28 protein-coding genes are annotated in these 26,897 nt (G+C 71.5%); 8 read left to right on the top strand and 20 right to left on the bottom strand.

Annotated elements, in window-relative coordinates:
* Positions 1-5: 5 nt before the first annotated feature.
* The 3 genes from ACN267_RS30715 to ACN267_RS30705 all read right to left on the bottom strand — a co-directional run bounded on the left by ACN267_RS30715 (position 6) and on the right by ACN267_RS30705 (position 2,711).
* Entirely contained in the window at positions 6-332 is a 327-nt protein-coding gene (locus tag ACN267_RS30715) for a hypothetical protein (RefSeq protein ID WP_281894711.1), read from the bottom strand.
* 58 nt (positions 333-390) lie between these two features.
* Positions 391-2,145: a 3-hydroxyacyl-CoA dehydrogenase family protein gene (locus tag ACN267_RS30710; protein ID WP_204958017.1), complete on the bottom strand. Its 1,755-nt coding sequence runs from the start codon at positions 2,143-2,145 to the stop codon at positions 391-393.
* A 98-nt stretch (positions 2,146-2,243) separates the two neighbouring features.
* Positions 2,244-2,711, bottom strand: coding sequence for an FHA domain-containing protein (locus tag ACN267_RS30705; protein ID WP_204958016.1), 468 nt, complete (start codon positions 2,709-2,711; stop codon positions 2,244-2,246).
* Positions 2,712-2,903: 192 nt separating this feature from the next.
* On the opposite strand from ACN267_RS30705, the gene ACN267_RS30700 reads away from it, so the two are divergent.
* Positions 2,904-4,403, top strand: a complete 1,500-nt coding sequence (locus tag ACN267_RS30700) for an aldehyde dehydrogenase family protein (RefSeq protein WP_204958015.1) — start codon at positions 2,904-2,906, stop codon at positions 4,401-4,403.
* Between the two features lie 34 nt (positions 4,404-4,437).
* Here ACN267_RS30700 and nucS read toward each other — a convergent pair whose 3' ends face one another.
* Positions 4,438-5,097 (bottom strand): endonuclease NucS, encoded by a 660-nt coding sequence (gene nucS / locus ACN267_RS30695; RefSeq protein ID WP_204958014.1) that lies wholly within the window; start codon positions 5,095-5,097, stop codon positions 4,438-4,440.
* Positions 5,098-5,168: 71 nt separating this feature from the next.
* Here nucS and ACN267_RS30690 point away from each other — a divergent pair, with 71 nt between their 5' ends.
* Positions 5,169-5,786 (top strand): DUF4126 domain-containing protein, encoded by a 618-nt coding sequence (locus ACN267_RS30690; protein ID WP_204958220.1) that lies wholly within the window; start codon positions 5,169-5,171, stop codon positions 5,784-5,786.
* A gap of 67 nt (positions 5,787-5,853) precedes the next feature.
* Here ACN267_RS30690 and ACN267_RS30685 read toward each other — a convergent pair whose 3' ends face one another.
* Positions 5,854-6,444, bottom strand: coding sequence for a hypothetical protein (locus ACN267_RS30685; RefSeq protein WP_421490210.1), 591 nt, complete (start codon positions 6,442-6,444; stop codon positions 5,854-5,856).
* Positions 6,445-7,191: 747 nt separating this feature from the next.
* Here ACN267_RS30685 and ACN267_RS30680 point away from each other — a divergent pair.
* From ACN267_RS30680 to ACN267_RS30670, 3 genes are all read left to right on the top strand, one after another.
* A complete protein-coding gene (locus ACN267_RS30680; RefSeq protein ID WP_204958012.1) occupies positions 7,192-7,488 on the top strand; it encodes a DUF1540 domain-containing protein in 297 nt (98 codons plus the stop codon).
* A gap of 417 nt (positions 7,489-7,905) precedes the next feature.
* On the top strand, positions 7,906-8,808 hold the full coding sequence (locus ACN267_RS30675) for an ABC transporter ATP-binding protein (protein WP_421490209.1): 903 nt from the start codon (positions 7,906-7,908) through the stop codon (positions 8,806-8,808).
* Positions 8,808-9,650: an ABC transporter permease gene (locus ACN267_RS30670; protein ID WP_204958010.1), complete on the top strand. Its 843-nt coding sequence runs from the start codon at positions 8,808-8,810 to the stop codon at positions 9,648-9,650. The genes ACN267_RS30675 and ACN267_RS30670 overlap by 1 nt, the downstream gene beginning before the upstream one ends.
* 83 nt (positions 9,651-9,733) lie before the next feature.
* Here ACN267_RS30670 and ACN267_RS30665 read toward each other — a convergent pair whose 3' ends face one another.
* Positions 9,734-10,582, bottom strand: coding sequence for a 3-hydroxyacyl-CoA dehydrogenase family protein (locus tag ACN267_RS30665; protein WP_204958009.1), 849 nt, complete (start codon positions 10,580-10,582; stop codon positions 9,734-9,736).
* Positions 10,583-10,690: 108 nt separating this feature from the next.
* A complete protein-coding gene (murA, locus tag ACN267_RS30660) occupies positions 10,691-12,130 on the bottom strand; it encodes a UDP-N-acetylglucosamine 1-carboxyvinyltransferase (protein WP_421490208.1) in 1,440 nt (479 codons plus the stop codon).
* On the opposite strand from murA, the gene ACN267_RS30655 reads away from it, so the two are divergent.
* Both ACN267_RS30655 and ACN267_RS30650 read left to right on the top strand, forming a co-directional pair.
* Entirely contained in the window at positions 12,129-12,701 is a 573-nt protein-coding gene (locus ACN267_RS30655) for a cob(I)yrinic acid a,c-diamide adenosyltransferase (RefSeq protein ID WP_421490207.1), read from the top strand. The two genes, murA and ACN267_RS30655, sit on opposite strands and share 2 nt — an antisense overlap.
* Positions 12,677-13,102, top strand: a complete 426-nt coding sequence (locus ACN267_RS30650; RefSeq protein WP_421490206.1) for a VOC family protein — start codon at positions 12,677-12,679, stop codon at positions 13,100-13,102. Before ACN267_RS30655 ends, ACN267_RS30650 begins: the two co-directional genes overlap by 25 nt.
* Before the next feature lie 37 nt (positions 13,103-13,139).
* Here the strand turns inward: ACN267_RS30650 and ACN267_RS30645 are convergent, their stop codons facing one another.
* The 12 genes from ACN267_RS30645 to ACN267_RS30590 form a co-directional block, all read right to left on the bottom strand.
* Complete coding sequence (locus ACN267_RS30645) at positions 13,140-13,595, bottom strand: DUF2550 domain-containing protein (protein WP_088642779.1); 456 nt, start codon at positions 13,593-13,595, stop codon at positions 13,140-13,142.
* 12 nt (positions 13,596-13,607) lie between these two features.
* On the bottom strand, positions 13,608-13,886 hold the full coding sequence (locus ACN267_RS30640) for a F0F1 ATP synthase subunit epsilon (protein ID WP_067312863.1): 279 nt from the start codon (positions 13,884-13,886) through the stop codon (positions 13,608-13,610).
* A gap of 136 nt (positions 13,887-14,022) precedes the next feature.
* On the bottom strand, positions 14,023-15,204 hold the full coding sequence (locus ACN267_RS30635; RefSeq protein ID WP_204958219.1) for an LCP family protein: 1,182 nt from the start codon (positions 15,202-15,204) through the stop codon (positions 14,023-14,025).
* A gap of 237 nt (positions 15,205-15,441) precedes the next feature.
* Positions 15,442-16,899, bottom strand: a complete 1,458-nt coding sequence (atpD, locus tag ACN267_RS30630) for a F0F1 ATP synthase subunit beta (RefSeq protein ID WP_204958005.1) — start codon at positions 16,897-16,899, stop codon at positions 15,442-15,444.
* On the bottom strand, positions 16,899-17,828 hold the full coding sequence (locus tag ACN267_RS30625) for a F0F1 ATP synthase subunit gamma (protein WP_088642782.1): 930 nt from the start codon (positions 17,826-17,828) through the stop codon (positions 16,899-16,901). The genes atpD and ACN267_RS30625 overlap by 1 nt, the downstream gene beginning before the upstream one ends.
* 9 nt (positions 17,829-17,837) lie before the next feature.
* Complete coding sequence (gene atpA, locus ACN267_RS30620; protein WP_204958003.1) at positions 17,838-19,481, bottom strand: F0F1 ATP synthase subunit alpha; 1,644 nt, start codon at positions 19,479-19,481, stop codon at positions 17,838-17,840.
* An 88-nt stretch (positions 19,482-19,569) separates the two neighbouring features.
* Positions 19,570-20,391 (bottom strand): F0F1 ATP synthase subunit delta, encoded by an 822-nt coding sequence (locus tag ACN267_RS30615; protein WP_204958002.1) that lies wholly within the window; start codon positions 20,389-20,391, stop codon positions 19,570-19,572.
* On the bottom strand, positions 20,391-20,930 hold the full coding sequence (locus ACN267_RS30610; protein ID WP_088642785.1) for a F0F1 ATP synthase subunit B: 540 nt from the start codon (positions 20,928-20,930) through the stop codon (positions 20,391-20,393). Before ACN267_RS30610 ends, ACN267_RS30615 begins: the two co-directional genes overlap by 1 nt.
* Positions 20,931-20,959: 29 nt before the next feature.
* Complete coding sequence (locus tag ACN267_RS30605; protein ID WP_067312849.1) at positions 20,960-21,193, bottom strand: ATP synthase subunit C; 234 nt, start codon at positions 21,191-21,193, stop codon at positions 20,960-20,962.
* Between the two features lie 132 nt (positions 21,194-21,325).
* Positions 21,326-22,123 carry a F0F1 ATP synthase subunit A gene (gene atpB / locus ACN267_RS30600; RefSeq protein WP_204958001.1) on the bottom strand — a complete coding sequence of 266 codons (798 nt, stop codon included), beginning with the start codon at positions 22,121-22,123 and terminating at the stop codon, positions 21,326-21,328.
* 11 nt (positions 22,124-22,134) lie between these two features.
* Complete coding sequence (locus tag ACN267_RS30595) at positions 22,135-22,371, bottom strand: AtpZ/AtpI family protein (protein WP_204926928.1); 237 nt, start codon at positions 22,369-22,371, stop codon at positions 22,135-22,137.
* 182 nt (positions 22,372-22,553) lie between these two features.
* Positions 22,554-22,976 (bottom strand): hypothetical protein, encoded by a 423-nt coding sequence (locus tag ACN267_RS30590; RefSeq protein ID WP_421490205.1) that lies wholly within the window; start codon positions 22,974-22,976, stop codon positions 22,554-22,556.
* Positions 22,977-23,099: 123 nt separating this feature from the next.
* On the opposite strand from ACN267_RS30590, the gene ACN267_RS30585 reads away from it, so the two are divergent.
* Complete coding sequence (locus ACN267_RS30585) at positions 23,100-24,557, top strand: SDR family oxidoreductase (protein WP_421490204.1); 1,458 nt, start codon at positions 23,100-23,102, stop codon at positions 24,555-24,557.
* A 183-nt stretch (positions 24,558-24,740) separates the two neighbouring features.
* Here the strand turns inward: ACN267_RS30585 and ACN267_RS30580 are convergent, their stop codons facing one another.
* Positions 24,741-26,858: a transglycosylase domain-containing protein gene (locus ACN267_RS30580; RefSeq protein WP_421490203.1), complete on the bottom strand. Its 2,118-nt coding sequence runs from the start codon at positions 26,856-26,858 to the stop codon at positions 24,741-24,743.
* Positions 26,859-26,897 lie beyond the last annotated feature (39 nt).

The raw sequence follows: 26,897 nt of genomic DNA, 5'->3' as shown, positions 1-26,897 counted from the left end.
ACCGGTCAGCCGTAACGGGGAGCGCCCCGGCCGCGCAGCAGGTTCGGTCCCCGCCGGTCCCGGGCCCGCCAGCAGCCGTTGTGCCAGTGCCGCCGGTCGGTGAGGTCGCCCGCGCCGTCGGCCGGCCAGGCCACCAGGTGCGCCACCCCGGGTCGGATCTCCTGGTCACACCCGGGGCAGCGGTACGTCTTGACGGACGCCCCGCCGCTGATTCCGCGTACCTGCCACTCGCCGTCGCGCCACTGCTGCACGGACTCCACGCCGTGCCGGGCCCGTTCGGCGTCCAACGGACCGGTGTCCTCACGGCGGGGACGGTTGCGACGGGGGCTCACCGTGCCAAGGTTACGGTCAGCCCGGCGTCCCGGCGGGGTGAGGTCGATCGCCCCGGATTCAGCGTCCGGTGTGCTCGCGGAACCCCCGGCCGGCGGTGACCAGGTGCTCCAGCAGCGGCGCGGGGGCCAGGCCCGGTTCGCGCGATTCCCGGTACAGCGCCCGCTGCACGGCCAGCGTCACGTCGAGGCCGATCGCGTCGAGCAGCGCGAAGGGGCCCGTCGGGTAGCCGCAGCCGAGGGTCATCGCGTGGTCGATGCCGTCGGCGGTGGCGTACCCGGCCTCCAGCATCCGCACCGCGTCGTTGAGGTACGGGAAGAGCAGCGCGTCGACCACGAAGCCGGCCCGGTCGCCGCAGACCAGCGTGGTCCGGCCGAGGGCGGCGCAGACCGCGCGGGCGGTGGCAGTGGCCTCCGGCGAGGTCCGCACGGTGGTCACCACCTCGACCAGCGTGCGGGCCCGCACCGGGGCGCAGAAGTGCAGGCCGAGCACGTCGGCGGGACGGCGGGTGGCCATCGCCAGCTCGATCACCGGCAGCGTGGAGGTGGTGGTGGCGAGCAGCACGCCCGGCTTGCAGACCTCGTCGAGGCGGGCGAAAAGCGTCCGGGTGGTGTCCAGATCTCCCGCCGTCGCCTCGACCACCAGGTCGACGTCGGTGAGTTGCTCCAGCGCGTCCGCCCAGGTGATCCGGGCCAGCGCGGCGTCCCGGCCGGCCGGGTCGGGATCGTCCCGGGTGACGCCCTCGTCGAGCCCGGCCCGGACCGCTTCGGCGGTCCCGGCGGGCCCATCCGCGCCCACGGCGACCACCTGGTGGCCGGCGGCGGCGAACACCGCGGCGAGATCGGCCGCCGTGGTCCCCGAGCCGACGACACCGACCCTGGTCACGGCCGTGCTGGCCGGCGCGGCGGCGGCGGTCGGGGTCGACGCGTCGGGTACGACCTTCGCCGAGCCCGGCTTGTCGTAGGTGTAGAAGCCGTGTCCGGTCTTGCGGCCGAGCAGCCCCGCGGTGACCATCTGCCGGATCAGCGGCGTCGGGGCGTGCCGGCGGTTGCGCCCGCCGTGCCGGTACATGGTGTTCAGGATCTCGTACGCGGTGTCGAGGCCGATCAGGTCCAGCAGGGCGAGCGGGCCCATCGGCAGGCCGCAGCCGAGGGTCATCGCCGCGTCGAGGTCCTCACGGGTGACGTAGCGGGCCTCGAACAGGCCCACCGCCTGGTTGAGGTAGCCGAACAGCAGGGCGTTGGCGATGAACCCGGCCCGGTCGCCGATCGTCACGCCGACCTTGCCGAGCCGGGCACAGAGCGCCTCGGCGTCGTCGACCACGTCGGCGGCGGTGACCACCGTACGGACGACCTCGACCAGCTTCATCACCGGTGCCGGGTTGAAGAAGTGCAGGCCGACGACCTGGTGGGGGCGGCCGGTGGCGACGGCGATGTCGGTGACGCTCAGCGAGGAGGTGTTGGTGGCGAGGATGGCGTCGGGCCGGCAGATCCGGTCCAGCTCGGTGAAGATCCGCCGCTTGAGGTCGAGGCGCTCGGGGACCGCCTCGACAACCAGGTCCACCGCGTGCAGCGCGTCCAGCCCGACCTGGAAGTCGACCCGGGCGTGCAGGGCGTCCCGGTCGGCAGCGGCCAGCTTGCCCCGCGCCACCGCCCGGTCGGTCGACCGGGCGAGGGTGGCCCGGCCCCGGGCCAGGGCGTCCGGGGAGATCTCCACCGCGACGACGTCGACGCCGTTGCGGGCGAACACCTCGACGATGCCGGCACCCATGGTGCCCAGACCCACCACGCCCACCCTGGTGAACTCCCGCGCCACGACCGGCCTCCCCTGGTTGATTCCGCCGCTGCCGGCATGAACGAACGCTAAGGTTATCCGCCGGGACCGGCGCGGGGGAGGTCGGTCCCGGATCCGCCTCAGGCGTCGACGCCGCTGGGTGCGGGGACCGGGGCGGCCGGCAGGGCGTCGGCGGGGCCCGGGGCGCGCGACGGCAGGGGCAGGGTGGGCCGGTGGTCCCGACGACCGACGGACCCTCCGGCGAAGCGCAGGCCGACCGGGTCGGTGGTGGCCAGTCCGGGGTCGAAGTAGCGCAGTTCGGTACGGCCGAGCCGGATCACGTCGCCGTCGGTGAGCGGCTCGGCGTCGGCGATCCGCCGGTCGTTGAGCCAGGTGCCGTTCGTCGATCCCAGGTCGACCAGGATCACCCCGTCGTCGGTCAGCCGCACCTCGGCGTGTCGCCGGCTCAGGTGCGCGTCGGCAACCGCGATGTCGGCGGTCGGCGCCCGGCCGATCACCTGCGGCTGGGGCCGGACGCGGAAGCTGGCCCCGCGCATCGGGCCAGCGGCCACCGTCAGCAGTGGCATCAGTTCCGGATGATCCTGCATGGACAGTCAGCTCCCCACCCACCGTCGCCCCGCGGTCAGCCTGCCAGCTCCGCGTAACCAGCTCACCACCCGCCCGGCCATCTCCGCGACCCCTGCCGGCCATCCGGTGTCCACCGAACAGGCGGCGACGGAGCGATAGCTGAGCGGTGTTCACAACTACCAGCGGGTAGCCTCCGGGGCTAGACTGCCGCCATGACGGCTGTGCAGGTCCCGGGGGTCCCGGTCATCTCCGCCGGTCGGCTGGTCTCGACGAGCCCGGCCACCGGCGACGAGGCCGGCAGCGTGCCGGTCGCCACCGCCGAGGAGGTCGGCCACGCGGTCGCCCGCGCCCGCACGGCCGGGCAGTGGTGGGCCGGGCTCGGCTTCACCGGTCGCCGGGCCCGGTTGCTGCACTGGCGGGCCCTGCTCGCCCGGCGGGTCGAGGAGTTGGCCGAGCTGATCCACGTCGAGGGCGGCAAGCCCGTCGGGGACGCCGTCGTCGAGGTACTCACCGCCATCGAGCACATCGACTGGGCGGCCCGCAACGCCCGCCGGGTGCTGGGGCCCCGCCGGGTCCGCTCCCGGCTGATCCTCGCCGAGTTCTCCGGCCACCTCGAATACCAGCCGCACGGCGTGGTCGGGGTGATCGGCCCGTGGAACTACCCGGTCTTCACCCCGGTCGGATCCGCCGCCTACGCGCTGGCCGCCGGCAACGCGGTGGTCCTCAAGCCCAGCGAGTACACCCCGGTCGTCGGCCAGTGGCTGGTCGACGCGTTCGCCGAGGTGGTGCCGGAGCAACCGGTCTTCACCGCGGTGCACGGCCTCGGCGACGTCGGCGCGGCGCTGTGCCGCTCGGGCGTCGACAAGGTGGCGTTCACCGGCTCCACGGCCACCGCCCGCCGGGTCATGGCCGCCTGCGCCGAGTCGCTGACCCCGGTGCTGCTGGAGGCCGGCGGCAAGGACGCGATGATCGTGGACGCCGACGCCGACCTGGACGCCGCCGCGGAGGCGTGCGTCTGGGGCGCGCTCACCAACGCCGGCCAGACCTGCATCGGCATCGAACGGGTCTACGCGGTGGCACCGGTCTACGACGAGTTCGTCGGCAAGGTGGTCGCCCGCGCCGAACGGCTGACCGTCGGCGCGGACTCCGCCGACCTCGGCCCGATCACCATGCCGGGCCAGCTCGACGTGATCCGCCGGCACATCGACGAGGCCATCGCCGCCGGGGGGCGGGCCGTGGTGGGTGGTCCCGCCGCCGTCCAGCCGCCGTACGTGCACCCGACCGTGCTGGTCGACGTCCCCGACTCCGCGTCGGCGATCCGCGAGGAGACCTTCGGCCCGACCGTGACCATCACCCGGGTCGCCGACGCCGACGAGGCCGTACGCCGCGCCAACGCCCTGCCGTACGGCCTGGGGGGGTCGGTGTTCGGTAGGCGCGACGCGGTGGCGATCGCCCGGCGGCTGCGCTCGGGGATGGCGTCGGTCAACTCGGCGCTCACCTTCGCCGGCATGTCCACGCTGCCGTTCGGCGGGGTGGGCGACTCGGGCTTCGGCCGGATCCACGGTGAGGACGGGCTGCGCGAGTTCGGCCGGGCCAAGTCGGTCACCAGGCGACGGGCCCGTTCGCTGCTGCCCGCGATGACCTTCGAGCGGACCCCGGCCGACGTGGCCCGGATCGTCAAGGTCACCAAGGCCCTGTACGGCCGCCGCTGACCCCGCCCGTAGGCGCGGCCCGCCGGGCGGATGGTCAGAACAGGGTCAGTTCGTCGCGCACGATGCCGCGCAGCCGGTCGTAGTCGACCACCACGCAGCGGATGCCCCGGTCGGTGGCGAGGACCCGGGCCTGCGGCTTGATCTCCTGGGCGGCGAAGACACCGCTCACCGGGGCGAGCAGCGGATCGCGGTTCATCAGTTCGAGGTAGCGGGTGAGCTGCTCGACGCCGTCGATCTCACCGCGTCGCTTCACCTCGACGGCGACCGCGCCGGCGTTGGCGTCCCGGCAGAGCAGGTCGACCGGGCCGATCGCGGTCATGTACTCCCGCCGGACCAGGGTGAAGCCCTCCCCCAGCGTCTCCGGGTTGGCGGCCAGCAACTCCTGCAGGTGCGCCTCGACGCCGTCCTTGCGCAGCCCCGGGTCGACGCCCAGCTCGTATGAGGTGTCCTGGAAGACCTCCTCCAGGGTGATCCGCAGTTCCTCGCCGGCCTTGTTGACCACCCGCCACACGCCGGGGGCCTCCTCCAGCCGGCAGGGCGGGCTCATCCAGTTCAACGGCTTGTACGCGCGGTCGTCGGCGTGGATCGACACCGACCCGTCCGCCTTGACCATGAGCAGGCGGGTGGCCAGCGGCAGGTGCGCCGAGAGCCGTCCGACGTAGTCCACCGAGCACTTCGCAATCACCAGACGCACCCGACGAGGGTAGCCGAGGACCGGCCGGTCACCGTCGCGCGGCACTGGCGTGCCGGTGCGATGCTGAGATGGTGTTCGAAGTCCTCACCGGTACCGGGCTCGCCGCCTCGGCGGGTCTCAACGCCTACATCCCCCTGCTCACCATGGGTCTACTCGCCCGCTACACGAGCCTGATCGACCTGCCGAGCGGCTGGCAGTGGCTCAGCAACGGCTGGGTGTTGGCGATCCTCGCAGCGCTGCTCGCGGTCGAGGTCGTCGCCGACAAGGTGCCCGTGGTCGACCACGTCAACGACGTCGTGCAGACGGTGGTCCGCCCCACCGCCGGCGGGCTCGCGTTCGGCGCGGGGTCGGGCTCGGAGACGGTGACGGTCAGCGACCCGGGCGGGTTCTTCTCGTCCCACCAGTGGGTGCCGGTGGCCGCCGGGGTCGCCATCGCGCTCGGGGTGCACCTGTTCAAGGCGGCGGCCCGGCCGGTGGTCAACGCGACCACCGCAGGCTTCGGCGCACCGGTCGCCAGCACCGCCGAGGACGCCACGAGCGTGCTGATGTCCCTGGTGGCGATCATCCTGCCGGTGCTGGTGCTGGCGTTCCTACTGGGCATGGTGGCGTTCGTGGTCTGGTTCCTGCGCCGACGCCGGGGCCGTCGCCAGGAACGCGAGGCGGCCCGCGCCGCCGGTTACCGGGTCTGACCCCCCGCCACGTACGCCGATGGCCGGCACCCCGTGCTGGGTGCCGGCCATCGTGTCGTACGCAGGGTCAGCTGTTCCAGTGCTCGGCGACGAGGTCGGCGGCCTGCTGTTCCCACTGGGCGTAGTGGTCCGGGTACGCCGACACCTGCACCGTCTGGGCGGCCTTGGTCAGGGGCATGTCCTGCCAGCCGTCGACCTGCTTGAGGCCCTTGAGGAAGGCCAGGGTGGCGTATTCGGGGTCGGTGATCTGCTCCACCGTGCCCCAGCCACTCGACGGGCGCTGTTGGAACAGGCCCTGGGAGTCGTGGTCGTTGCGGTCGCCGAGGTGGCCGAGGTTCTCCAGCTTCGACTCCTGCAGGGCGGTGGCGATCGACACCACCGCGGCACGCTCGTCCATGCCGGCCTTCTTCGTCGCCGCGATGATCGCCTTGGCGTTGCCGGTCTGCTCGTCGTTGAGGTCGATGCGGGACTGGTCGCCCTGCACACCGTGCGGGATCAGCTTGGCGGTGTCGACGGCGGGCTTGTCGGTTTGGACGGCGGCGACGGGGCGGGTGTCGATGGTGGGGGTGTCGTGGTTGAGCGGGCCGGCGGCCAGACCACCGGCGACGGCCAGACCGGCGATACCGAGAACACTCTTACGCAGCATGGTGGTGTTCATGGGGGATGCTCCTTCGAGGGGTCGACGCCACCCGACCGGTCGGGGGACCGGGGCCACCGGCGGAGCCGGCGGTGGGGGCGTAAGCACCACGACGAGGCGCTCATGAGGGAAAGTCGGTAGGTCTCCGGCGGGCCCTGCCGCTCACGCCGGAACCCGATGTAACGACCGGGGGCCCCGCATCATTCCGGGGCACTGCCCACCTCCGGTCCGGCCGGGCGGGGCGCTCCTACGGTCGTACGGAGGGTGTAACGACCACGGGCCGGCCGGGATTCCGCCGTCGGGGTGCCGCCGGTCACGGGACGCCCCATCCCGGCGACCCCGTATCGGACACCGGTGACGATTCGCCCACACCAAACGGGATATGTCCGGCAGAAGAGACGCCTACGCGCCCACTCGACGCACCAGCCATGTCGGGCCCAGCCGGCGTCCAGCCGACCCGTCCGGCCGACCTGATGCGTACCGGCCCACCCGGCCCGCGCCGGTGATCAAGAGCTTCGCGGCGCGATCAAGAGCTTCGCGGCGCGATCAAGAGCTTCGCGGCGCGATCAAGAGGTTTGCGTCACTGAGAGCGCTCTCCCTGCCCGCAATTCTCTTGATCACCGAGTCGAAGCGGGTGGGGGCGGGCAGGGAAGGAGGGGCGGGGCGGGGGTGGGGGCGGTTTCGGTGGGTGGATCGGTGGAGGAACGGCCCGCGCCCACCGGAGCAATGCCTATCATTTGTGGCATATCTACCGAAAGCGAGGTTGTCATGACCGCAGCGCTGGAAATGCCCCGGGTTCAGGAGTGCGCGGCCTCGTCCTGCGCCTACAACCACACCAACGACTGCCACGCGTTCGCCATCACCATCGGCAGCACCGACCACGCGCACTGCCACACCTTCGTGGAGCTGCCGGTACGGGGCGGTCTCGACCGGCTCATCGCCCAGGTGGGCGCGTGCAGCCGGGCCGACTGCCGGCACAACGCCGAGCTGGAGTGCCGCGCCCCGGCGATCACCGTCGGCCCCGACAACGACCTGGCCGACTGCATGACCTATCAGAGCCGCTGACCGACCGACCACCACGGGGGCCGGGGCCACACGCCCCGGCCTCGCCGCCCGACCCCAGCCCGGCCCAGGCCAGCCCGGACCCAGCCCCAGCCCCGACCAGGCCCAGCCCGGACCGGCCCAGCCCCAGCCCCAGCCCCGACCAGGCCCAGCACGGACCAGGCCCAGCCCGGCTCAGCCCCAGCCCTGGCCCAGCGGACCTGGCCCGGTCCTGGCCCCCGTGCCCGGCACCGCCGAACAACCCCTGGCAGCGAACCTCCCAGGCACCTCCGAACATCCCCGGCACCGCCGGACGTCCCCGGTTGTGCAACACCTCACAGGCCCTGGTCGGGGGACGACCGGGCCGCCGCGACGCGACCCGGCCGAGACCGGCATACCCCGGGCCGCCGCGCCGCACGGCCTGGTCGCACACTGGACGGCATGGAAGACGAGCTCGCGATCTCCGTACGGGGACTGCGCAAGGCGTACGGCGACAACGTCGCGGTGGCGGGGGTGGACCTTGACGTCCGCCGGGGCGAGGTGTTCGCCCTGCTCGGCCCGAACGGCGCGGGCAAGACGACCACGGTGGAGATCCTGGAGGGCTACCGGCAGCGCGACGCCGGTGAGGTGAGTGTGCTCGGCACCGACCCCGGTCTCGTCCTCGGCTCCCGCCCGCGCGGCCAACGGGCCGGCGCACCGCGTACCGCCCGGGGGCAGGCGGCCCACTGGCGGTCCCGGGTCGGCATCGTGCTCCAGGGCACCGGTGAGTTCGACGAGCTGACCGTCGCCGAGGTGGTGCGGCACTTCTCCGGGTTCTATCCCGAGGCGGACGACCCGGACAGGGTCGTCGAACGGGTCGGGTTGGGCGCCAAGGCCAACGCCCGTACGCACACCCTCTCCGGCGGGCAGAAGCGCCGCCTCGACGTGGCGCTGGGCATCATCGGCCGCCCCGAGCTGCTCTTCCTCGACGAGCCCACCACCGGCTTCGACCCGGAGGCGCGGCGCGAGTTCTGGGAGCTGATCCGCCACCTGGCCGCCGCCGGCACCACCATCGTGCTCACCACCCACTACCTGGACGAGGCGGAGTCGCTCGCCGACCGGGTCGGGGTGATCGCCGCCGGTCGGGTGATCGAGGTGGCCCCACCGGACCTGCTGGGCAACCGTCAGGACGCGCTGGCGACGGTCTCCTGGCGTACGCCTGACGGGACGTTGGAGACGGCGCAGAGTGCGACGCCGACCGCGCTGGTGGCGGAGCTGGCCGCGCGCTTCGGCGGTGAGGTGCCCGGTCTGACGGTGACCCGGCCGACCCTGGAAGACGTCTACCTGAGCATGATCGGACACTGATGACCACCACTACGAAGCCGGCGCCCCCGTCCACCACCGGCCGCCGGCGGGTCGGGCCGGGGGCGCTCGCCCTGCGCCAGGGCCGGCTGGAGATCACCCAGTTCCTGCGCAGCCGGGAGTCCGTCGTGTTCACGATGGGCTTCCCGATCATCATGATCCTGATCTTCGCGTCGATCTTCGACGGGACGATCGGCGGCGGGGTGAAGTTCACCCAGTACTTCATCACCGGCATGATCGCGACCGGGCTGATGACGGTGAGCTTCCAGAATCTCGGCATCTGGATCCCGATCGAGCGGGACCGGGGCGTGCTCAAGCGCTACCGGGGCACCCCGATGCCGAAGTGGGTCTGGTTCGCCGGCAAAGTGATCATGGTGGTGGCGATCGGCATCGCCGAGACCGCGCTGCTGCTGGCGGTCGCCGTGGCGCTGTTCGACCTCGACCTGCCGGCCACCGCCGCCAAGTGGTTCACCTTCGGCTGGGTCGCCGTGCTCGGGGTGACCGCCTGCACCCTGTGCGGGATCGCCATCTCGTCGCTGGCCCGCACCGCACGCAGCGGCTCCGCCGTGGTCACCCCGGTCTCCCTGGTGCTCCAGTTCATCTCCGGGGTGTTCTTCGTCTTCACCGACCTGCCCACCTGGATGCAGCAGGTGGCGGCGTTCTTCCCGCTCAAGTGGATGTGCCAGGGCCTGCGCGCGGTCTTCCTGCCGGAGAGCTTCGGCGCGCAGGAACCCGGCGGCTCCTTCGAGCTGGGCCGGGTCGCCCTGGTCCTCGCCTTGTGGTGCGTGATCGGCCTGGTGCTCTGCCTGACCACCTTCCGCTGGACCACCAAGCGCGACGGCTGACCCGCCGGGCGCGAGCGAGACGTTGCGCCGGTGCTGCGGTGTCCGCCGGTGGGACACCGCAGCACCGGCGACGTCGGCCGGGCTCAGTACGGGTAGAAGCCCTGGCCGGTCTTGCGGCCCAGGTCGCCGGCGGTGGCCATCCGCTGGAGCAGCTCCGGCGGGAAGAACTTCTCGTCGGCGGTGTCGGTGTAGATGTTCCTCGTGGCGTTCAGCAGGACGTCCACGCCGGTCAGGTCGACCGTGGCCAGCGGGCCCATGGCGTGACCGAAGCCCAGCTTGCAGGCGGTGTCCAGGTCCTCGGCCGACATCACCCCGGACTCGACCAGCTTGACCGCCTCCATGGCCAGCGCGCAGATCAGCCGGGTGGTGACGAAACCGGCGATGTCCCGGTTGACCACCACCACCGTCTTGCCGATCTCCTCGGCGAACGACCGGGCGGTGGCCAGGGTCGCGTCGCTGGTCTTGTAGCCGCGCACCAGTTCGCACAGCTTCATCATCGGCACCGGGGAGAAGAAGTGGGTGCCGACGACCGACTCCGGGCGCTGCGTGGCGGTGGCGATCTGGGTCACCGGGATGGCCGACGTGTTGGTCGCCAGCACCGCGTCCGCCTTGCAGATCTTGTCCAGCGCGCGGAACACCTCGTGCTTGATCTCGATCTTCTCGAAGACCGCCTCGACCACGATGTCCGCGTCGGCCGCCGCCTCCAGCTCGGTGGTCGGGGTGATCCGGCCCAGCGTGGCCTCGACCTCGGACGGGTCGATCTTCCCCTTCTCGGCGAACTTCGTCAGCGACTTCCGGATGCCGTCCACACCGCGCTTCGTGGCCGCGTCGTCGATGTCCCGCAGGGTCACCTGCCAGCCCGCCTGCGCCGCCACCTGGGCGATGCCGGAACCCATCAGCCCGGCCCCGACGACCGCGAGTCGACCCGCCATCTGCTTCTCCCTCGCCTGCGATTGAGTGTCTGCCAGCACCCTAGTCGGCGAGCCTGAACGACCGCTAAGCCCCGGACGGTCGGACCGGCGACGGGAGCGGCGGGCGGGTCAGATGGTCAGCTCGGGGGCCTCCGGAACGGTACCCCGCTCCACCTCCACCCCGAGCGCACGCAGGTCGGCCACGAAGTCCGGGTAGCCCCGGTCCACGTGGTGCACGTGGGACACCTCGGTGACCCCGTCCGCGCAGAGCCCGGCGATGATCAGCCCGGCACCGGCCCGGATGTCGGTGGCCCGGACCGGCGCACCGGAGAGCCGGTCGCGGCCCCGGACCACGGCGTGGTGCCCGTCGGTCTTGATGTCGGCACCGAGCCGCACCATCTCGTTGGCGAACATGAACCGGCCGTCGAAGATGTTCTCGGTGATCAGGGACGCCCCCTCGCTCACCGCCGCCAGGCCGATCGCCATCGGCAACAGGTCGGTGGCGAACCCCGGGTAGGGCAGGGTCACCACGTCCACGGCGGCGGGGCGGTCGTCGGCGCGGACCCGGAAGGCGTCTCCCCGGGTCTCCACCAGCGCGCCGGCCGACACCAGCTTGTCCAGCGCGACCTCCAGGTAGGCCGGGTCGATCCCGGTGACCGTCACGTCCCCCCGGGTCATCGCCGCGCCGAACGCCCACGTCCCGGCGACGATCCGGTCCCCCACCGTGGCGTGCCGCACCGGGCGCAGCGCGGGCACCCCGGCGATGCGCAGCGTCGAGCTGCCGCAGCCGGAGATCCGGGCACCCATCCGGTTGAGCATCGTGCAGAGGTCGACGATCTCCGGTTCCCGGGCCGCGTTGTCGATCGTCGTCACACCCCGGGCCAGCACCGCCGCCATCACCAGGTTCTCGGTGGCGCCCACGCTGGGGAAGTCCAGCACGATCTCGGCCCCTCGCAGCCCGTCCGGGGCGGCGGCGATGACGAAGCCGTGCTCACCGGAGACCTCCGCGCCCATCCGGGCCAGCCCGGCGATGTGCATGTCCAGGCCCCGGGAGCCGATCGCGTCCCCGCCCGGATGGGCCACCCGCACGTACCCCCGGCGGGCCAGCAGCGGGCCGAGCACGCAGATCGACGCCCGCAGCCGACGCACCAGGTCGTAGTCGGCGTCCGCGCCGGGCTGCTCGGGCACGTCGATGACGACCGAGCGGGACCGGGCCTGCCCGCCGTACCCGACCATCGGGTCCACCGGGTCGTCCGCCGCGAAGTGCACCGCGCAGCCGAGCCGGCGCAGCACCTCGCCCATGATGGCGATGTCGGTGATCCGGGGCACGTTCGTGATCACCGTACGCCCCGGTGCCAGCAGCGCCGCCGCCATCAGCTTCAACGCCGAGTTCTTGGCCCCGACGACGTGCACCGTGCCGGTCAGCCGGGCGTCACCGCCGACCCGGATGACGTCGACGTCGTCGACCGCCGGGTCACCGGCGTCACCCGGTCCCACCTCCACCGGCCAACCGGCCGGGGCGGGCCGTGCCGGGATCGTCAGGTCCGGTATCCGTAGGCTGTGCGTCATGGCCGTCCACCTCACGCGCATCTACACCAAGGCCGGCGATGCCGGCACGACCAGGCTGAGCAACAACGAGCAGGTGCCGAAGACCGATCCGCGGATCGCCGCGTACGCGGACGTCGACGAGTGCAACGCCGCGCTCGGCGTGGCGCTCGCCCTGGGGCAGCTCGACGACGAGCTGCGGGCCGTGCTGGAGTCGATCCAGAACGACATGTTCGACGTGGGCGCCGACCTGGCCACCCCCGTCGAGCCGAACCCGGCGTACCCGCCGCTGCGGGTCACCGAGGAGTACGTCGAACGCCTCGAAGGCTGGTGCGACGAGTACAACGGGCGACTGGGCAAGCTCGACTCCTTCATCCTCCCCGGCGGCACCGCTGGCGCGGCGCTGCTGCACGTGGCACGGACGATCGCCCGGCGCGCCGAACGGGCGGCCTGGGCCCTGGTCGCCCACGATCCGGATCGCACCAGCTCCCTTCCGGCAAAGTATCTCAACCGCCTCTCCGACCTGCTGTTCATCCTGTCAAGAACGGCCAATCCGGGCGGCGATGTGCTATGGGTGCCCGGCGGCAGGCGCTGAGCACGGGCGGGCTGCACCACGTCGAGGTCTGGGTACCCGACCTGGCCGCCGCGAAGCGGAGCTGGGGTTGGCTGCTCGGTGAGCTGGGCTGGACGCCGTACCAGGACTGGCCGGCCGGCTGTTCCTGGCGGCACGGCCCGACGTACCTGGTCGTCGAGGAGTCCCCGGCGCTGACCGGGCGGACCCACGACCGGCGCGCCCCGGGCCTCAACCACCTGGCCTTCCACGCCGGTCCGCCGCACGCGGTGGACCGGCTGGTGGCCGACGCCGCGGCCCACGGCTGGACGCTGCTGTTCGCCGACCGGCACCCGCACGCCGGCGGCCCGGACAGCTACGCCGCCTACCTCACCGACCGGCAGGGCTACGAGGTCGAACTGGTGGCCGCCGTCGCCGCACCGTGACCGCCAGCGGCCGGGTGGGTAGGCGGGCCAGGCCGGGTCAGGCGGCGGGCCAGTCCTGGGAGGCCATACGCGGCGAGGCCGCCCCGGGCGGGGCGGCCTCTAGCCAGGAGGAGAAACCGGTCACCGTGGATCGGGCCATGGCGATCTCGACCGGCGCGTGTTGACTGGTACAGCGGAGGATCACCCAGTCGGATGGCATGGAGAGCCGTTCCTGGCCCTCGGGCAGCCGCCGTCGCTCCACCACCAGCTCCTTGCGGGAGAGCACCCGCTTGGGCCGCAGGGCGAAGCTGAACATCCGGTACCAGCGAAGCTGGTCGCCGACGAACCGCGCGAAGCCCGGTGACCAGCCCCGGCCGTCCAGGACGGTGGTGACCCGCACGCTCAGCCGGATGATGCCGCCGCTACGGGTGACCAGGGCCCGCCGGACGAAGAGGATCAGGAGCGCGGCGAGGATCACCGCGATGCCGATTCCGATCCCTTCGACGATCTCCATCGGCGGGTGGGCTCAGCGGGCCGGAGTGGCCGGGGTGGCGCTCTCGGCGAGCACTGTGACGCTCTCCGCGCCGACCGACAGGAACCCGCCGGTGATGTCGTAGGCGACCTGCTGGCCGCCGGCCTGCTTGATCCGGACCTGGCTGGGCTCGGCGAGCTGGCCGAGCAGCGGCGCGTGCCCCGGCAGCACACCCAGCTCGCCTTCGGTCGTGCGGGCGACGACCATCTCGGCCTCGCCGGACCAGACCTTCTCCTCGACGGCTACGAGGTCGACGTGAAGCTGCTGTGCCACGCTGTCTCCTTGCTGCGGCGACGGATTGCCGAAAGTCTAGTCGGATCGCCGTCGCCGACCCAACGCGGGTGCCGAGACCTGCACCACCCTCCGGCGTGTCGGCTGGCCGGAGGGGGGTGTCGACATCCCGCAGGGATCACTTGACCTTGTTGCGGAACTCCGGATGCTCCAGCAGGAAGGCGTCCAACTGCTCGTTCTTGAGGGCGGCGAAGAAGTCGTCGGCGGCGGGCAGCAGCCGCTCCCCCCGGTAGGCGTTGCCGGTGCCGATGCCCTCCCCGGGCAGCTTGATCAGCTCGACGTTCTCCGAGCGGAGGCCCTTGAGTGCGATGGCGAAGTCGACCACGCTGTTGCCCCGGCCGTTGAAGGTCAGCGACTGGCCGGCGGCCCGGATCACCCGGTCCAGCTTGATCGGGTTGGTCACCACGTCGGCGCTGAACGCCTGGCTGATCATCGCCTTGATGAACTGCTGCTGGTGCCGCTGCCGGCCGTAGTCGGCGTCCGGGACGCCGTTGCGGGGGTAGCGCTGCCGGACGTAGTCCAGCGCCTGCCAGCCGCTGAGGTGCTGGTTGCCCTTCTTGTAGACCGCCTGCGGCCCGATGTACCCCTCGCCGTACGGGTTGCCCTTGCGGTGCTTGCCGTTCGGCTCGCGGTGCTCGGACTTGACGTCCCGCTCGATGTACATGTCGACGCCGCCCATCGCGTCGACGATCTTCTGGAAACCGGTGAAGTTGATGATCGCCCCGGCGTCGAACCGGGTGATCCCGGTCGCCTTCTGCACGGTCTTGGCGAGCAGTTCGAAGCCCTGTGCCGCGCTGGGGTTCTTGCCCTCGACGATGCTGCCGTGTGACATCGCTCCGTTGATCTTGCCGGAGCCGCCCCGGTAGCCGGCCTTGTCGAACTTGGGGATGTCGACGTAGAGATCACGCGGAATCGAGAAAATGTACGCCCGATCCAACGACTCCGGCACGTGCAGCACCATGATCGAGTCGGCCAGCGGCGGGGTCTTGGCGTCCCGCGGATCGATGCCCACCAGCAGGATGTTCAGCGGACCCTTGACGTTGCTCTTGCGTTCCTGCGCCCCGGCTGCCTTGTCGCCGAAGAGGTCGGCCTTGCCCACCGAACCCTCGTAGCGCGACAGCAGCGTCTCGTAGCCCACCAGGACCGCGCCGCTGAGCATCAGCAGCACGACCCCGAAGACGGTGCATACGCGCGCCCAGCGGGGCACCCCGGACCAGATCGACCGTCTGCCGCTCCCGCCGGCCTTACCGGCCTTACCGTCCCCGCCGCTCTTGCCGGCCTTACCCACCAGCAGCTCCATTCGTCGCGCACAGGGACTCGTCACGAGGATTCGTCACGCCCATGAAGAGGAGACGGGCGGACCGGGCCCAAAAGTTGCACACATCGACACCCGAACCCGAGAGTCGTTCTCGAAACGGTACCGCGCCCGGCGAACGGACGCTCGCCCGGCAACCAGACACCGGCCCCCACCAGCAGGAACGGCCGAAGGCCACCCCGGTCGACCGGGGTGGCCTTCGGCGAACAACTGTCGGGAGACTCAGCCCTCCGACATCAGCTCCTTCGCCTTGCGCTCCAGGTCCTCCAGACCGCCGCACATGAAGAAGGCCTGCTCGGGGAAGTGGTCGTACTCGCCCTCGCTGATCTTCCGGAACGCGTCGATGGTCTCCTCGATCGGGACCGTCGAACCCGGCACGCCGGTGAACTGCTCGGCGGCGTAGGTGTTCTGGGAGAGGAAGCGCTCGATCCGGCGGGCCCGGCCGACGGTGAGCTTGTCCTCTTCCGAGAGCTCCTCGATACCGAGGATGGCGATGATGTCCTGGAGGTCCTTGTAGCGCTGGAGGATGCGCTTGACCTCGGTGGCCACCGCGAAGTGCGCCTCGCCGACGAACTCCGGGGCGAGGATCCGGGACGAGGACGCCAGCGGGTCCACGGCCGGGTAGATGCCCTTGTCGGAGATCGACCGCTCCAGGTTGGTGGTCGCGTCCAGGTGGGCGAAGGTGGTCGCCGGCGCCGGGTCGGTGTAGTCGTCGGCGGGCACGTAGATCGCCTGGAGCGAGGTGATGGCCTGGCCCCGGACGGAGGTGATCCGCTCCTGGAGCTCGCCCATCTCGTCGGCCAGGGTCGGCTGGTAACCCACCGCGCTCGGCATCCGGCCGAGCAGGGTGGAGACCTCGGAACCGGCCTGGGTGAAGCGGAAGATGTTGTCGATGAAGAGCAGCACCTCCTGCTTCTTGACGTCCCGGAAGTACTCGGCCATGGTCAGCGCCGACAGCGCCACCCGCAGCCGGGTGCCCGGCGGCTCGTCCATCTGGCCGTAGACCAGCGCGGTCTTGTCGATGACGCCGGACTCGGTCATCTCGGCGATGAGGTCGTTGCCCTCACGGGTGCGCTCACCCACGCCGGCGAAGACCGACGTACCACCGAAGTTCCGGGCCACCCGGGTGATCATCTCCTGGATGAGCACCGTCTTGCCCACGCCCGCGCCGCCGAACAGGCCGATCTTGCCGCCCTTGACGTACGGGGCGAGCAGGTCGATGACCTTGATGCCGGTCTCCAGCATCTCGGTCTTCGGCTCCAGGTCCGCGAAGGCCGGGGCCTTGCGGTGGATGCCCCACCTGTCGTCCGCGTCGAGCGTCTCGCCCTCGGTGAGGTTGAGGCACTCGCCGATGGCGTTGAAGACGTGGCCCTTGACCGCGTCGCCCACCGGGACGGTGATCGGCGAGCCGGTGTCGACCACCTCGGCGCCGCGGACCAGACCGTCGGTCGGCTGCATCGAGATGGCGCGGATCAGGTTGTCACCCAGGTGCTGGGCGACCTCCAGGGTCAGCGTCTTCGCACCGCCGGAGAGGTTCACCTCGACGTTGAGCGCGTTGAACAGGGTCGGCATGGCGTCGCGCGGGAACTCGGCGTCGACGACCGGGCCGATGACCCGAACCACGCGACCGGTGGCCGTACTGGTCTCTGCCGGTCCCCCGGCAACTGCGGATACAGTCATCACACTTCACTTCCCGACGCGGCCAGCGCGTTCGCGCCGCCGACGATCTCACTGATCTCCTGGGTGATCCCGGCCTGGCGGGCCGAGTTCATCTCACGCGTGTACTTCTCGATCATCTCTTCGGCGTTGTCGGTGGCGCTCTTCATCGCCCGCCGCCGGGCCGCCGACTCGCTCGCCGCCGACTCCAGCAACGCCGCGTAGATCCGCGTGTTGATGTACTTCGGCAACAGCGCGTCGAGCAGCGACTCCGCCTCCGGCTCGAACTCGTACGCCGGCAGCAGCCCCTCGGAGCGCGGCCGGTCCTCGACCTGCATCGGCCCGATGATCTTGGTGACCGGGTTCTGCGTCATCAGGCTGTGGAACTCGGTGTAGACGATGTGCAACTCGTCGATGCCGAGCACGCCGTCCGGCCCGGCGTCGCCGTCGGTGTCGTCGGCACCGGCGGTGAACGCCGCGATCAGCGTCTCGCCGACCTCACGGGCGTCGGCGAAGGTGGGCTGCTCCGAGAAGCCGGTCCAGTTCGCCGCGATCTGCCGGTTGCGGAACCGGTAGAACGTCAGGCCCTTGCGTCCGATGACGTAGAGCACCGGCTCCTTGCCGTCGGCGGTGAGCCGGGCGATCAGCGACTCGGCGGTCCTGATCGCGTTGGAGCTGTACCCGCCGGCCAGGCCCCGGTCGGAGGTGACCAGCAGGACGCCCGCCCGCCGCACCCGCTCGCGCGGGGTGAGCAGCGGGTGGTCGATCCGGGCGTTCGAGGCCAGCGCGGTGAGCACGCCGGTGATCGCCTGGGCGTACGGCAGCGACGCCGTCACCCGGGCCTGGGCCTTGGCGATGCGGCTCGTCGCGACGAGCTCCATCGCCTTGGTGATCTTCTTCATCCCCTTCGCCGAACGGATTCGCTGGCGAAGAACGCGTACCTGGGCCGCCATGAGTCAGCCCTACTCCTTCTCGGCGTCGCCGCCGGCGTAGCGGGTGACCGTCTCCCGGTCCGACTCGCCCTCCAGCGGCTTGGCCGGCGCGTCGTTGACCCGGCGCTCGTCGGCCTTGCCGAGGAAGACCTGCTTGAACTCGCCGATGGCCGAGTCGAGCGAGGCGGAGATGTCGTCGCCCCACGTGCCGTCCGCGATCGAGGCCAGCACACCCTCGTGCTTGTGCCGCAGGTACTGGAGGAACTCGGACTCGAAGCGACGGATCTCGCCGACCGGGACGTCGTCCAGCTTGCCCTCGACGCCGGCCCAGACCGAGACGACCTGCTCCTGCACCGGGTACGGCGAGTAGTTCGGCTGCTTGAGCAGCTCGACCAGCCGGGAACCCCGGTTCAGCTGGGCCTGCGAGGCCTTGTCCAGGTCGGAGGCGAAGGCGGCGAACGCCTCCAGCTCACGGAACTGGGCCAGGTTGAGCCGCAGCGAGCCGGAGACCTTCTTCATCGGCTTCATCTGCGCGGCGCCACCGACCCGGGAGACCGAGGTGCCGACGTTGATGGCCGGCCGGACGCCCTGGTTGAACAGGTCGGACTCCAGGAAGATCTGACCGTCGGTGATGGAGATGACGTTGGTCGGGATGAAGGCCGAGATGTCGTTGGCCTTCGTCTCGATGATCGGCAGGCCGGTCATCGAGCCGCCGCCCAGCTCGTCGGAGAGCTTCGCGCAGCGCTCCAGCAGGCGGGAGTGCAGGTAGAAGACGTCACCCGGGTACGCCTCACGGCCCGGCGGGCGACGCAGCAGCAGCGACACGGCCCGGTACGCCTCGGCCTGCTTGCTCAGGTCGTCGAAGACGATCAGGACGTGCTTGCCGCCGTACATCCAGTGCTGCCCGATGGACGAGCCGGTGTAGGGGGCGAGGTACTTGAAGCCGGCCGGGTCGGACGCCGGGGAGGCCACGATGGTGGTGTACTCCAGCGCGCCCGCGTCCTCCAGGATGCCCTTGATCGAGGCGATCGTGGAGGCCTTCTGGCCGATGGCGACGTAGATGCAGCGGACCTGCTTCTTCGGGTCGCCGGAGCGCCAGTTGTCCCGCTGGTTGAGGATGGTGTCCAGCGCGACGGTGGTCTTGCCGGTCTTCCGGTCGCCGATGATCAGCTGCCGCTGGCCCCGACCGATCGGGGTCATCGCGTCGATCGCCTTGATGCCGGTCTGCAGCGGCTCGTCGACCGACTGCCGGGACATCACGTTGGGGGCCTGGAGCTCCAGCTCGCGGAAGCCCTCGTCGGCGATGTCGCCGAGGCCGTCGATCGGCTGGCCGAGCGCGTTGACCACGCGGCCGAGGAAGGCGTCGCCGACCGGTACGGAGAGCACCCGGCCGGTGCGCTTGACGCGCTGCCCCTCCTCCAGCTTGGCGGAGTCACCGAGAACGACGACACCGATCTCCCGCACGTCGAGGTTCAACGCCACGCCGAGCGTGCCGTCCTCGAACTCCAGGAGTTCGTTGGTCATGGTCGAGGGCAGGCCCTCGACGTGGGCGATGCCGTCACCGGTGTCGGCGACGGTGCCGACCTCCTCGCGGGAGACGTCGGTCGAGTAGGAGGAGACGTAGCGCTCCAGGGCGCCGCGGATCTCCTCCGTCGAGATGGTCAGCTCGGCCATCCTCTGCTTCCTTAAGTATCAGGGGCCCGGGATACCTAGTACCGACCGGTCCGAATGGCGTCGATCAAAGGGGCGGCGAGGCCGCTGGTCAGCGCTGCACGAGCGCGTTGCGGGTCTCGTTGAGGCGGCGCAGGACGGTGCCGTCGTACAGGTCGGAACCGACCCGCACGCTCACCCCACCGAGCACCTCCGGGTCGACCGTCTGCTTGACGGAAACCTCTCGACCGTACATCGCGGAGAGGCGGGCACCGAGCCGTCGCTCGTCGGACTCACTCAACGGAGCCGCCACGGTCACGTACGCGACCTGACGGTCCCGCCGGTCGGCGGCCAGCTCGACCAGCCGGGTGAGCGCCCCGGTGAAGGAGCGTCCCCCGAACCCGCCGAGGGCCACCTCGACGAGGCGGACGGTGACCGGCCGGGCCTTGCCGGCGAGCAGTTCCCGGGCCAGTGCGGCCCGCTGCCCGGCCGGGGCGATCGGGTCGGCCAGCGCCGCGGAGAGCGCGGACTGGCCGGCGACCACCTGGCCGAAGCGGAACAGCTCGTCCTCGACCTCACCGAGGTCGCCCGCGGCGTCGGCACTGGCCAGCAGCGCCTCCACCCCGAGCCGCTCGGTGCCGTCGAGCAGCTCCGACGGCGTCGACCAGCGACCGGCGACCAGCCCGGACAGCAGGTCGAGCGCGTCCGCGCCGATCTTGCCGGTCAGGATGCCGGTGAGCAGCGCCGCACGGTCCTCGCCGCTGCGGGCCGGGTCGGACAGCGCCCGGCGCAGCCGCGGCTCGCCCCGCAACAGGGCGGCGACGGAGAGGACGTCGTCGGCGGTGGTCGCCACCGCCGACGGCTCCGCCCCGCGGACGTACGCGTCGAGGCGCTCGGCCGCGACCGCGTACGACTCCCGGCTGGCGGCCTGCATCAGCGGGCCCCCGTGCTCTCGAGGTTGCTCAGGAACCGGTCGACGGTGCCCTTGCGACGTGCCTCGTCGGCCAGCGACTCACCGACGATCTTGCTGGCCAGGTCCACCGCGATGGTGCCGACCTCGGCCCGCAGCTCACGCACGATGGTGGCCCGCTCGGCGGCGAGCTGCTCCTTGCCGGCCGCGATGATCCGGTCGGACTCCTCCCGCGCCTTGCCGAGGATGTCCTGCCGGATGCCCTCCGCGTCGGCCCGGGCGTCGTCCCGGATCTTGGCGGCGTCGGTACGCGCCTCGGCGAGCTGCGCGCGGTACTGCTCGAGGAGCTGGTTGGCCTCGGCCTGGGCGGCCTCGGCGCGCTTGATCCCGCCCTCGATCGCGTCGACCCGGGCCTGGAACGTCTGCTCCATGCGGGGGAAGACGAACTTCATCAGCACGAAGCAGAGCACGGCGAAGGCGACGCTGCCGACCACGATCTCCTGCCAGAGCGGAATGATCGGGTTGTGCGTCGACTCACCACCCTCAGCGGCGAGGAAGTACATGGATGACCTCCCGGTCTGCAGGGGCCGGGTCAGCCGGCCCAGATGAAGCCGAAGGCGATGCCCAGCAGCGCGAGCGCCTCGATGACGGCGAAGCCGATCCAGACGTACGGCAGGGTCATCCGGGACGACTCCGGCTGGCGGGCCGTCGACTGGATGTAGGCGGCGAAGACCAGGCCGACGCCGATGCCCGGGCCGATGGCGGCGAGGCCGTAGCCGATGGCGGCGGTGCTGCCGGTGACCTCGGCGAGAACGCTAGCGTCCATGGGTGTGGTTCCTCCTGGGTATCTCGCGTGACTCTCACGCGGGACGACAACGGGTTGATGCGGTGGACCGGTGCTCGCGAGCGAGCCCCGCCCGTGGACCAGTGCTCGCTTTCGAGCCCCCGCCCGGTTGGATCAGTGCTCGTCGGCGAGCGCGCCCTGCACGTAGCTTGCGGTGAGGACGGTGAAGACGTAGGCCTGCAGGCAGATGACCAGGAATTCGAGGAAGGTGAGCGCGATGGTCATCACCCAGGACAGCACCGAGACCGGCGCGAGCCAGGCGTTGGCGCTGAGCATCGCGAAGCCGCCGAGGGTGAAGACCAGCAGCAGCATGTGCCCGGCGAACATGTTGGCGAAGAGACGTACGGCCAGCGAGAACGGCCGCACGAGGAAGGTCGAGAAGAACTCGATCGGGATCAGCAGCGGCAGGATGTACCAGGGTGCCGGCGGGATCAGGGAGTTCTTGAAGTACTTCACGAAGCCGTGGTGCCGGATGCCGACGTAGTTGAACATCAGGTAGCTGATCACGGCGAGGATCGCCGGGAAGGCGATGTGCGAGTTCGGCGAGATCTGGAACAGCGGCACGATCGCGAAGAAGTTGGTCAGCAACACGAAGCAGAACAGCGTGGTGAAGTACGGCGCGAACCGCACCCCCCGGTGCCCGATCATGTCGACCGCGATGTTGTTCCGCACGAAGCCGTAGATCGACTCGGCGAGCCACTGCTTCTTGGTCGGGACCAGCTGCGGCTTCCGGTAGGTCGCCAGGAAGAAGATGATCAGGATGCCGACGGCGACCCAGACCATCGCCGTGATCTTGGTGAACCAGTACGAGTCGTGCGCACCCCAGGGCAGGATGCTGGGCAGGTAGAAGTCCTCCACGCTGGGTGGGAATGCCGCCTGGCCCGCTGCCAGGACGTTCGCCTGTCCGAACACCGCGTCCCTTCCTATGTAGGCGTGCCGAGCCGGCGGACGACCAGGATGATCCCCCCGGCCATGCCGAGCACGACACCGATCCCGGTGGCGATGCCGCCGGAGTCGAGCCACTGGTCGACCAGCCAGCCGATGAAACCCCAGACGAGCATGCCCCCGATGAGGTACGAGAGCGCGGTCCAACCCTGACCGGCGCCGGTCGGAACGTCGCCCGGACCGCCGGTGGGTTGGGGGGTTTGGTCATCAGCCATGACGGGGCGAACGATATCAGCCGGAGAGACGAGGCTGTGCCTCACCCCCCGCACAACCGTCGTTGTGTGGGCGTCTGGCGGGCTCCATCGTCTGGGGGCACGCTACTCCCCTTCCGCCAGTGAGAGAACGACCGCACGCGGACAGTCGCCCGCCCGCCCACCATGTGGGACGGTCCGCACACCTATCGACGGGAATACACCCTGGTCAGCCACCAGATGTGCACTCCGGTCCAGACCACCACGCCGGCGGCGATGCCGACACAGAGTGGAACCAGCCCACCCCAGCCGATCGACGCCACCGCCACCATCACCACCCCCAGCAGGGTGAACTTGGCGATGTAGAGGCCCAGCCCGAGGGGCAGCACCAGCTGCGGGTTGACCGCGTCGGCCCGGGCCAGCACCACCGTGGTCAGGCTGTAGCTGACCACCGTCACCGCCACCCCGGCCGCCGCGCCGAGGGCCGCCACACCACCGCCGGTCACCGCACCGACCAGCGCGGCGACCACCCCCAGCACCGCCGAGGCGGCCAGCAGCACCGGCAGGTGGCGCAGCCGCCACCCCTGGTCGTCGGCCACCGCCGGCCCACGCGCCCCGGGCTCAGCCACGCGGGTCCGCCGGGCCGTCGCCGAGCGGCACGGCCCCGACGGGCCGCCCCGGGTCCGGCCCCCACCAGGTGCGCTTCACGTTCTCCACAGCGAAAGAGTGTACGGAGCCGCACACTGGTGTCCGTGAGATGCCTCGTCACCGGCGCGACCGGATACATCGGCGGACGGCTCGCGCCCCGCCTGCTGGCCGAGGGCCACCAGGTGCGCTGCCTGGCCCGCAAGGCGGGTCGGCTGCGCGACGTGCCCTGGGCCGCGCAGGCCGAGATCGTCGAGGGGGACCTGCGCCGGCCGGAGACGCTCCCGGCCGCCTTCGCCGACGTCGACGTCGCGTACTACCTGGTGCACTCCCTCGGGCAGGCCGGCTTCGAGGCGGCCGACCGGGAGGCCGCCACGAACTTCGCCCGGGCCGCCGCCGCAGCCGGCGTACGCCGGATCGTCTACCTCGGTGGGCCGGAGCCGGCGGCCGGCGGCACGGCCTCGCCGCACCTGCGGTCCCGGGCCGAGGTGGCCCGGATCCTGCTCGCCGGCGAGGTGCCCACGGTGGTGCTGCGGGCCGCCGTGATCATCGGTTCCGGGTCGGCCTCGTTCGAGATGCTGCGCTACCTCACCGAGCGGCTGCCGGCCATGATCACCCCCCGCTGGGTCCGCAACCGGATCCAGCCGATCGCCGTCCGGGACGTGCTGCGCTACCTGGTCGGTTGCGCCGACCTGCCGCCGGAGGTGGACCGGGCCTTCGACATCGCCGGCCCGGACGTGCTCACCTTCCGGGAGATGATGCAGCGCTACGCGCAGGTAGCCGGGCTGCGCCGCCGGATCATCGTGCCGGTCCGCCCGCTGACCCCGGCGCTGTCCTCGCACTGGGTGGGGCTGATCACCCCGGTGCCGAACGCCATCGCCCGCCCGCTGGTGGAGAGCCTGATCCACGAGGCGGTCGCGCACGAGCACGACATCGCCAGGTGGCTACCCGACCCGCCGGGCGGGCTGACCGGCTTCGACGACGCCGTGGCGCTGGCCCTGAGCAAGGTGCGCGACGCCCAGGTGGAGACCCGCTGGTCGAACGCGAGCGGCCCGGACGCCCCGGCCGAGCCGCTGCCGTCGGACCCGGACTGGTCCGGTGGGACCGCGTACACCGACGTCCGGGAGCAGGAGGTGGCCGCCCCGCAAGCCGCGCTCTGGCGGGTCATCGAGGGCGTCGGCGGCGAGCACGGCTGGTACTCGTTCCCGCTCGCCTGGTCGGTGCGCGGCTGGCTGGACCGGCTGGTCGGCGGGGTGGGGCTGCGCCGGGGCCGGCGCGATCCGCACCACCTCCAGGTCGGCGAGGCGCTGGACTTCTGGCGGGTGGAGGAGATCGTCCCCGGCGAGCTGCTGCGGCTACGCGCCGAGATGCGGCTGCCCGGCCGGGCCTGGCTGGAGCTGCGCGCCGAGCCGGCCGGCGACGGCCACAGCCGGTACGTGCAACGCGCCGTCTTCCTCCCCCGGGGCCTGCCCGGCCACCTCTACTGGCTCTCGGTGGCCCCCTTCCACACGATCATCTTCGGCGGCATGGCCCGCAACATCGCCCGACACACCCCCACCCCCTAACCCCCACCCACCCCTGACCCCCACCCCCGCCCCCACCCCCACCCCAGGCTCCTGTCGATCATGGAGTTGTGGTGGACGGATCAGAGCACTTTGACCCGTTCTGCGACCACCACAACTCCATGATCGACGGGGCGGGAGGGGTGAGGGGCAGGGGGCGGGGGGCAGGAGGGTGGGGGTGGGGGGTTAGTTGCCGGTGCGGGGGGTGGGGGTTAGGCGGTAGGTGATGGACTCGTTGGGCGGGACGAAGTCCCGGACGGGGGTGTCGGCCAGGGCGGCGGCGAGGATGCGGCCCACCGCGTCGACCATCCGGGACTGGACGGCGGCCCCGACGGCGTCGCGCGGATCGTCGGGGTTGGCGGCGATCTGGGCCACCGCGAGCTGCGGGGTGAACGCCACCACCGACTCGGTCTCGTTCCGTTCCGAACTGCCGGTCTTACCGGCCACCGGACGACCCAGCCCCGGGCGGAGCTGCTCGGCCGTGCCGCCGTCGCACCGGCGGTACATCGACTGGTCACCGACCGGGCAGCGGGCTGCGTCGGCGGCGGCCCGGGCCACCTCGGTGTCGATCACCTGCCGGCAGTCGGGCTGACCGGCGGCCACCTCATTGCCGGCGCTGTCGGTGATCGACACGACAGGCGACGGCGCGCACCAGGTCCCCTCGGCGGCCACCGTGGCGTACGCGTTGGCCAGGTCGAGCGGGGTGGTGGAGGAGACGCCGAGGGTGAACGCCCCCCAGTCGCGCGCCCCGGACCGGGCCAGTTCGGCGTCGTCGGGGGCGCGGAACCGGATGCCCAGCCGCTCGGCCATCTCGACCACCCGCTCCGCGCCCACCTTCTCGGTGAGCCAGGCGAAGTAGGTGTTCACCGACCGGCCGAAGGCGGTCCACATGGTGCGGTAGCCGTCCATCCACTCGGGGGTGGCGTTCACCGGGCACCACCGGCCGCCGCAGCTCGACCGGGGGTCGTCGGTCGGGAACCGGGTCACGATCCGGCTCGGCGCGACGAAGGAGGTCTCCAGCGGCAGCCCGGACTCCAGGGCGGCCAGCAGGGTGAACAGCTTGAACGTCGAGCCCGCCTGGTAGCCCTCGATACCGTTGCCACCGGCGACGAGCTGGTTGACCGTGTTCGGGTAGTTCCGCTGCCCGGCCGGGTTGGGGGCGACGCTGTAGTGGCGGTTCACCGCCAGGGCCAGCACCCGCCCGGTGCCGGGCTGGACCACCGCCGCCGGTGCCGCCCGGGGGTCGTCCACGTCGTAGATGCCTGTCACCTGGCGTACGGCGGCCCGCTGCACCGCCGGGTCGAGCGAGGAGACGATCCGGAAGCCGCCCCGGCGCAGGGTGTCCTGCCGTTCGGCGGCGGTCGCGCCGAAGGCGGGCTGGTCGCTCCACCACTGGGTGAACCAGTCGCAGAAGAAGCCCCAGTCGTTGCGCTGCTCGGGCACGGCGGTGCAGTCGTTCGGCGTCCGGCTGGGCCGTAGCGTCAGCGGCTCCTCGCGGGCCTGCGCCGCGTCGACCGGCCCGGTCTGGCCCAGCGCCACCATCCGGTCCAGCACGTACGAGCGCCGGGTCAGCGCCGCGTCGGCGTCGCCGTTGATCGGGTCGTCGGTGTCCGGGGAGCGGACCAGCCCGGCCAGCAGCGACGCCTGGGCCAGGGTCAGCCGGGCCGGGGTGGTGGAGAAGTAGCGCTTGGTGGCGGCGGCGATCCCGTACGCCCCGGCACCGAAGTAGGCGATGTTCAGGTAGCGGGTGAGGATCTCGTCCTTGGTCAGCTCGCGTTCCAGCGCCAGGGCGTACCGCATCTCCTGGAGCTTGCGGGCGGTGCTGATCTCGGTGGCCTTCTGGCGCTGTTCCTTGGTCAGCCGGGGGTCGTTGCTGAGCACGTTACGGACGTACTGCATGGTCAGCGTGGAGGCGCCCTGCCGGGCCTGGCCGTCGCGCTGGTTGACGGTGAACGCCCGGACCACGCCCCGCACGTCGACACCCCGGTGCTGGTAGAACCGGGCGTCCTCGGCGGCCACGATGGCCTGGCGCATCACCGGGGCGACCTTGGCCAGCGGCACGTCCACCCGGTCCTCGGTGTAGAAGGACGTGATCAGGGTGACGCCGTCGGCGGCGTAGAGGGTGGACCGCTGGGCGGTGGGTGGGGTGCGCAGGGTGTTGGGCAGTTCGGCGTAGGACGAGGCGATACCGCCGAAGCCGAGGCCGAACACCAGGGCGAGCGGCAGGGCCGCCGCGGCCAGCACCAGGCCGGCGAGGACGCCGGCGAGCAGCACGGTGAACGCCTTGTGGAGGGCCCGGATCATCAGTACTCCCCGCAGGAGCCGTCAGGACCCGTTCAGCAT

Source organism: Micromonospora sp. WMMD734, assembly GCF_049178975.1.
Taxonomy (GTDB): domain Bacteria; phylum Actinomycetota; class Actinomycetes; order Mycobacteriales; family Micromonosporaceae; genus Micromonospora; species Micromonospora wenchangensis.
The sequence above is the reverse complement of the archived record's forward strand: the minus strand, read 5'-3'. Positions and strand labels throughout refer to the sequence as shown.

Bases quoted from the DNA above. Each gene is read 5' to 3' on its own strand.
- ACN267_RS30705 (WP_204958016.1), bottom strand. From the start codon at position 2,711: ATGCAGGATCATCCGGAACTGATGCCACTGCTGACGGTGGCCGCTGGC.
- ACN267_RS30700 (WP_204958015.1), top strand. From the start codon at position 2,904: ATGACGGCTGTGCAGGTCCCGGGGGTCCCGGTCATCTCCGCCGGTCGG.
- ACN267_RS30685 (WP_421490210.1), bottom strand. From the start codon at position 6,444: ATGAACACCACCATGCTGCGTAAGAGTGTTCTCGGTATCGCCGGTCTG.
- ACN267_RS30680 (WP_204958012.1), top strand. From the start codon at position 7,192: ATGACCGCAGCGCTGGAAATGCCCCGGGTTCAGGAGTGCGCGGCCTCG.
- ACN267_RS30675 (WP_421490209.1), top strand. From the start codon at position 7,906: ATGGAAGACGAGCTCGCGATCTCCGTACGGGGACTGCGCAAGGCGTAC.
- ACN267_RS30670 (WP_204958010.1), top strand. From the start codon at position 8,808: ATGACCACCACTACGAAGCCGGCGCCCCCGTCCACCACCGGCCGCCGG.
- ACN267_RS30665 (WP_204958009.1), bottom strand. From the start codon at position 10,582: ATGGCGGGTCGACTCGCGGTCGTCGGGGCCGGGCTGATGGGTTCCGGC.
- ACN267_RS30655 (WP_421490207.1), top strand. From the start codon at position 12,129: ATGGCCGTCCACCTCACGCGCATCTACACCAAGGCCGGCGATGCCGGC.
- murA (WP_421490208.1), bottom strand. From the start codon at position 12,130: ATGACGCACAGCCTACGGATACCGGACCTGACGATCCCGGCACGGCCC.
- ACN267_RS30650 (WP_421490206.1), top strand. From the start codon at position 12,677: ATGGGTGCCCGGCGGCAGGCGCTGAGCACGGGCGGGCTGCACCACGTC.
- ACN267_RS30645 (WP_088642779.1), bottom strand. From the start codon at position 13,595: ATGGAGATCGTCGAAGGGATCGGAATCGGCATCGCGGTGATCCTCGCC.
- ACN267_RS30635 (WP_204958219.1), bottom strand. From the start codon at position 15,204: ATGGAGCTGCTGGTGGGTAAGGCCGGCAAGAGCGGCGGGGACGGTAAG.
- atpD (WP_204958005.1), bottom strand. From the start codon at position 16,899: ATGACTGTATCCGCAGTTGCCGGGGGACCGGCAGAGACCAGTACGGCC.
- ACN267_RS30625 (WP_088642782.1), bottom strand. From the start codon at position 17,828: ATGGCGGCCCAGGTACGCGTTCTTCGCCAGCGAATCCGTTCGGCGAAG.
- atpA (WP_204958003.1), bottom strand. From the start codon at position 19,481: ATGGCCGAGCTGACCATCTCGACGGAGGAGATCCGCGGCGCCCTGGAG.
- ACN267_RS30615 (WP_204958002.1), bottom strand. From the start codon at position 20,391: ATGCAGGCCGCCAGCCGGGAGTCGTACGCGGTCGCGGCCGAGCGCCTC.
- ACN267_RS30610 (WP_088642785.1), bottom strand. From the start codon at position 20,930: ATGTACTTCCTCGCCGCTGAGGGTGGTGAGTCGACGCACAACCCGATC.
- ACN267_RS30605 (WP_067312849.1), bottom strand. From the start codon at position 21,193: ATGGACGCTAGCGTTCTCGCCGAGGTCACCGGCAGCACCGCCGCCATC.
- ACN267_RS30595 (WP_204926928.1), bottom strand. From the start codon at position 22,371: ATGGCTGATGACCAAACCCCCCAACCCACCGGCGGTCCGGGCGACGTT.
- ACN267_RS30580 (WP_421490203.1), bottom strand. From the start codon at position 26,858: ATGATCCGGGCCCTCCACAAGGCGTTCACCGTGCTGCTCGCCGGCGTC.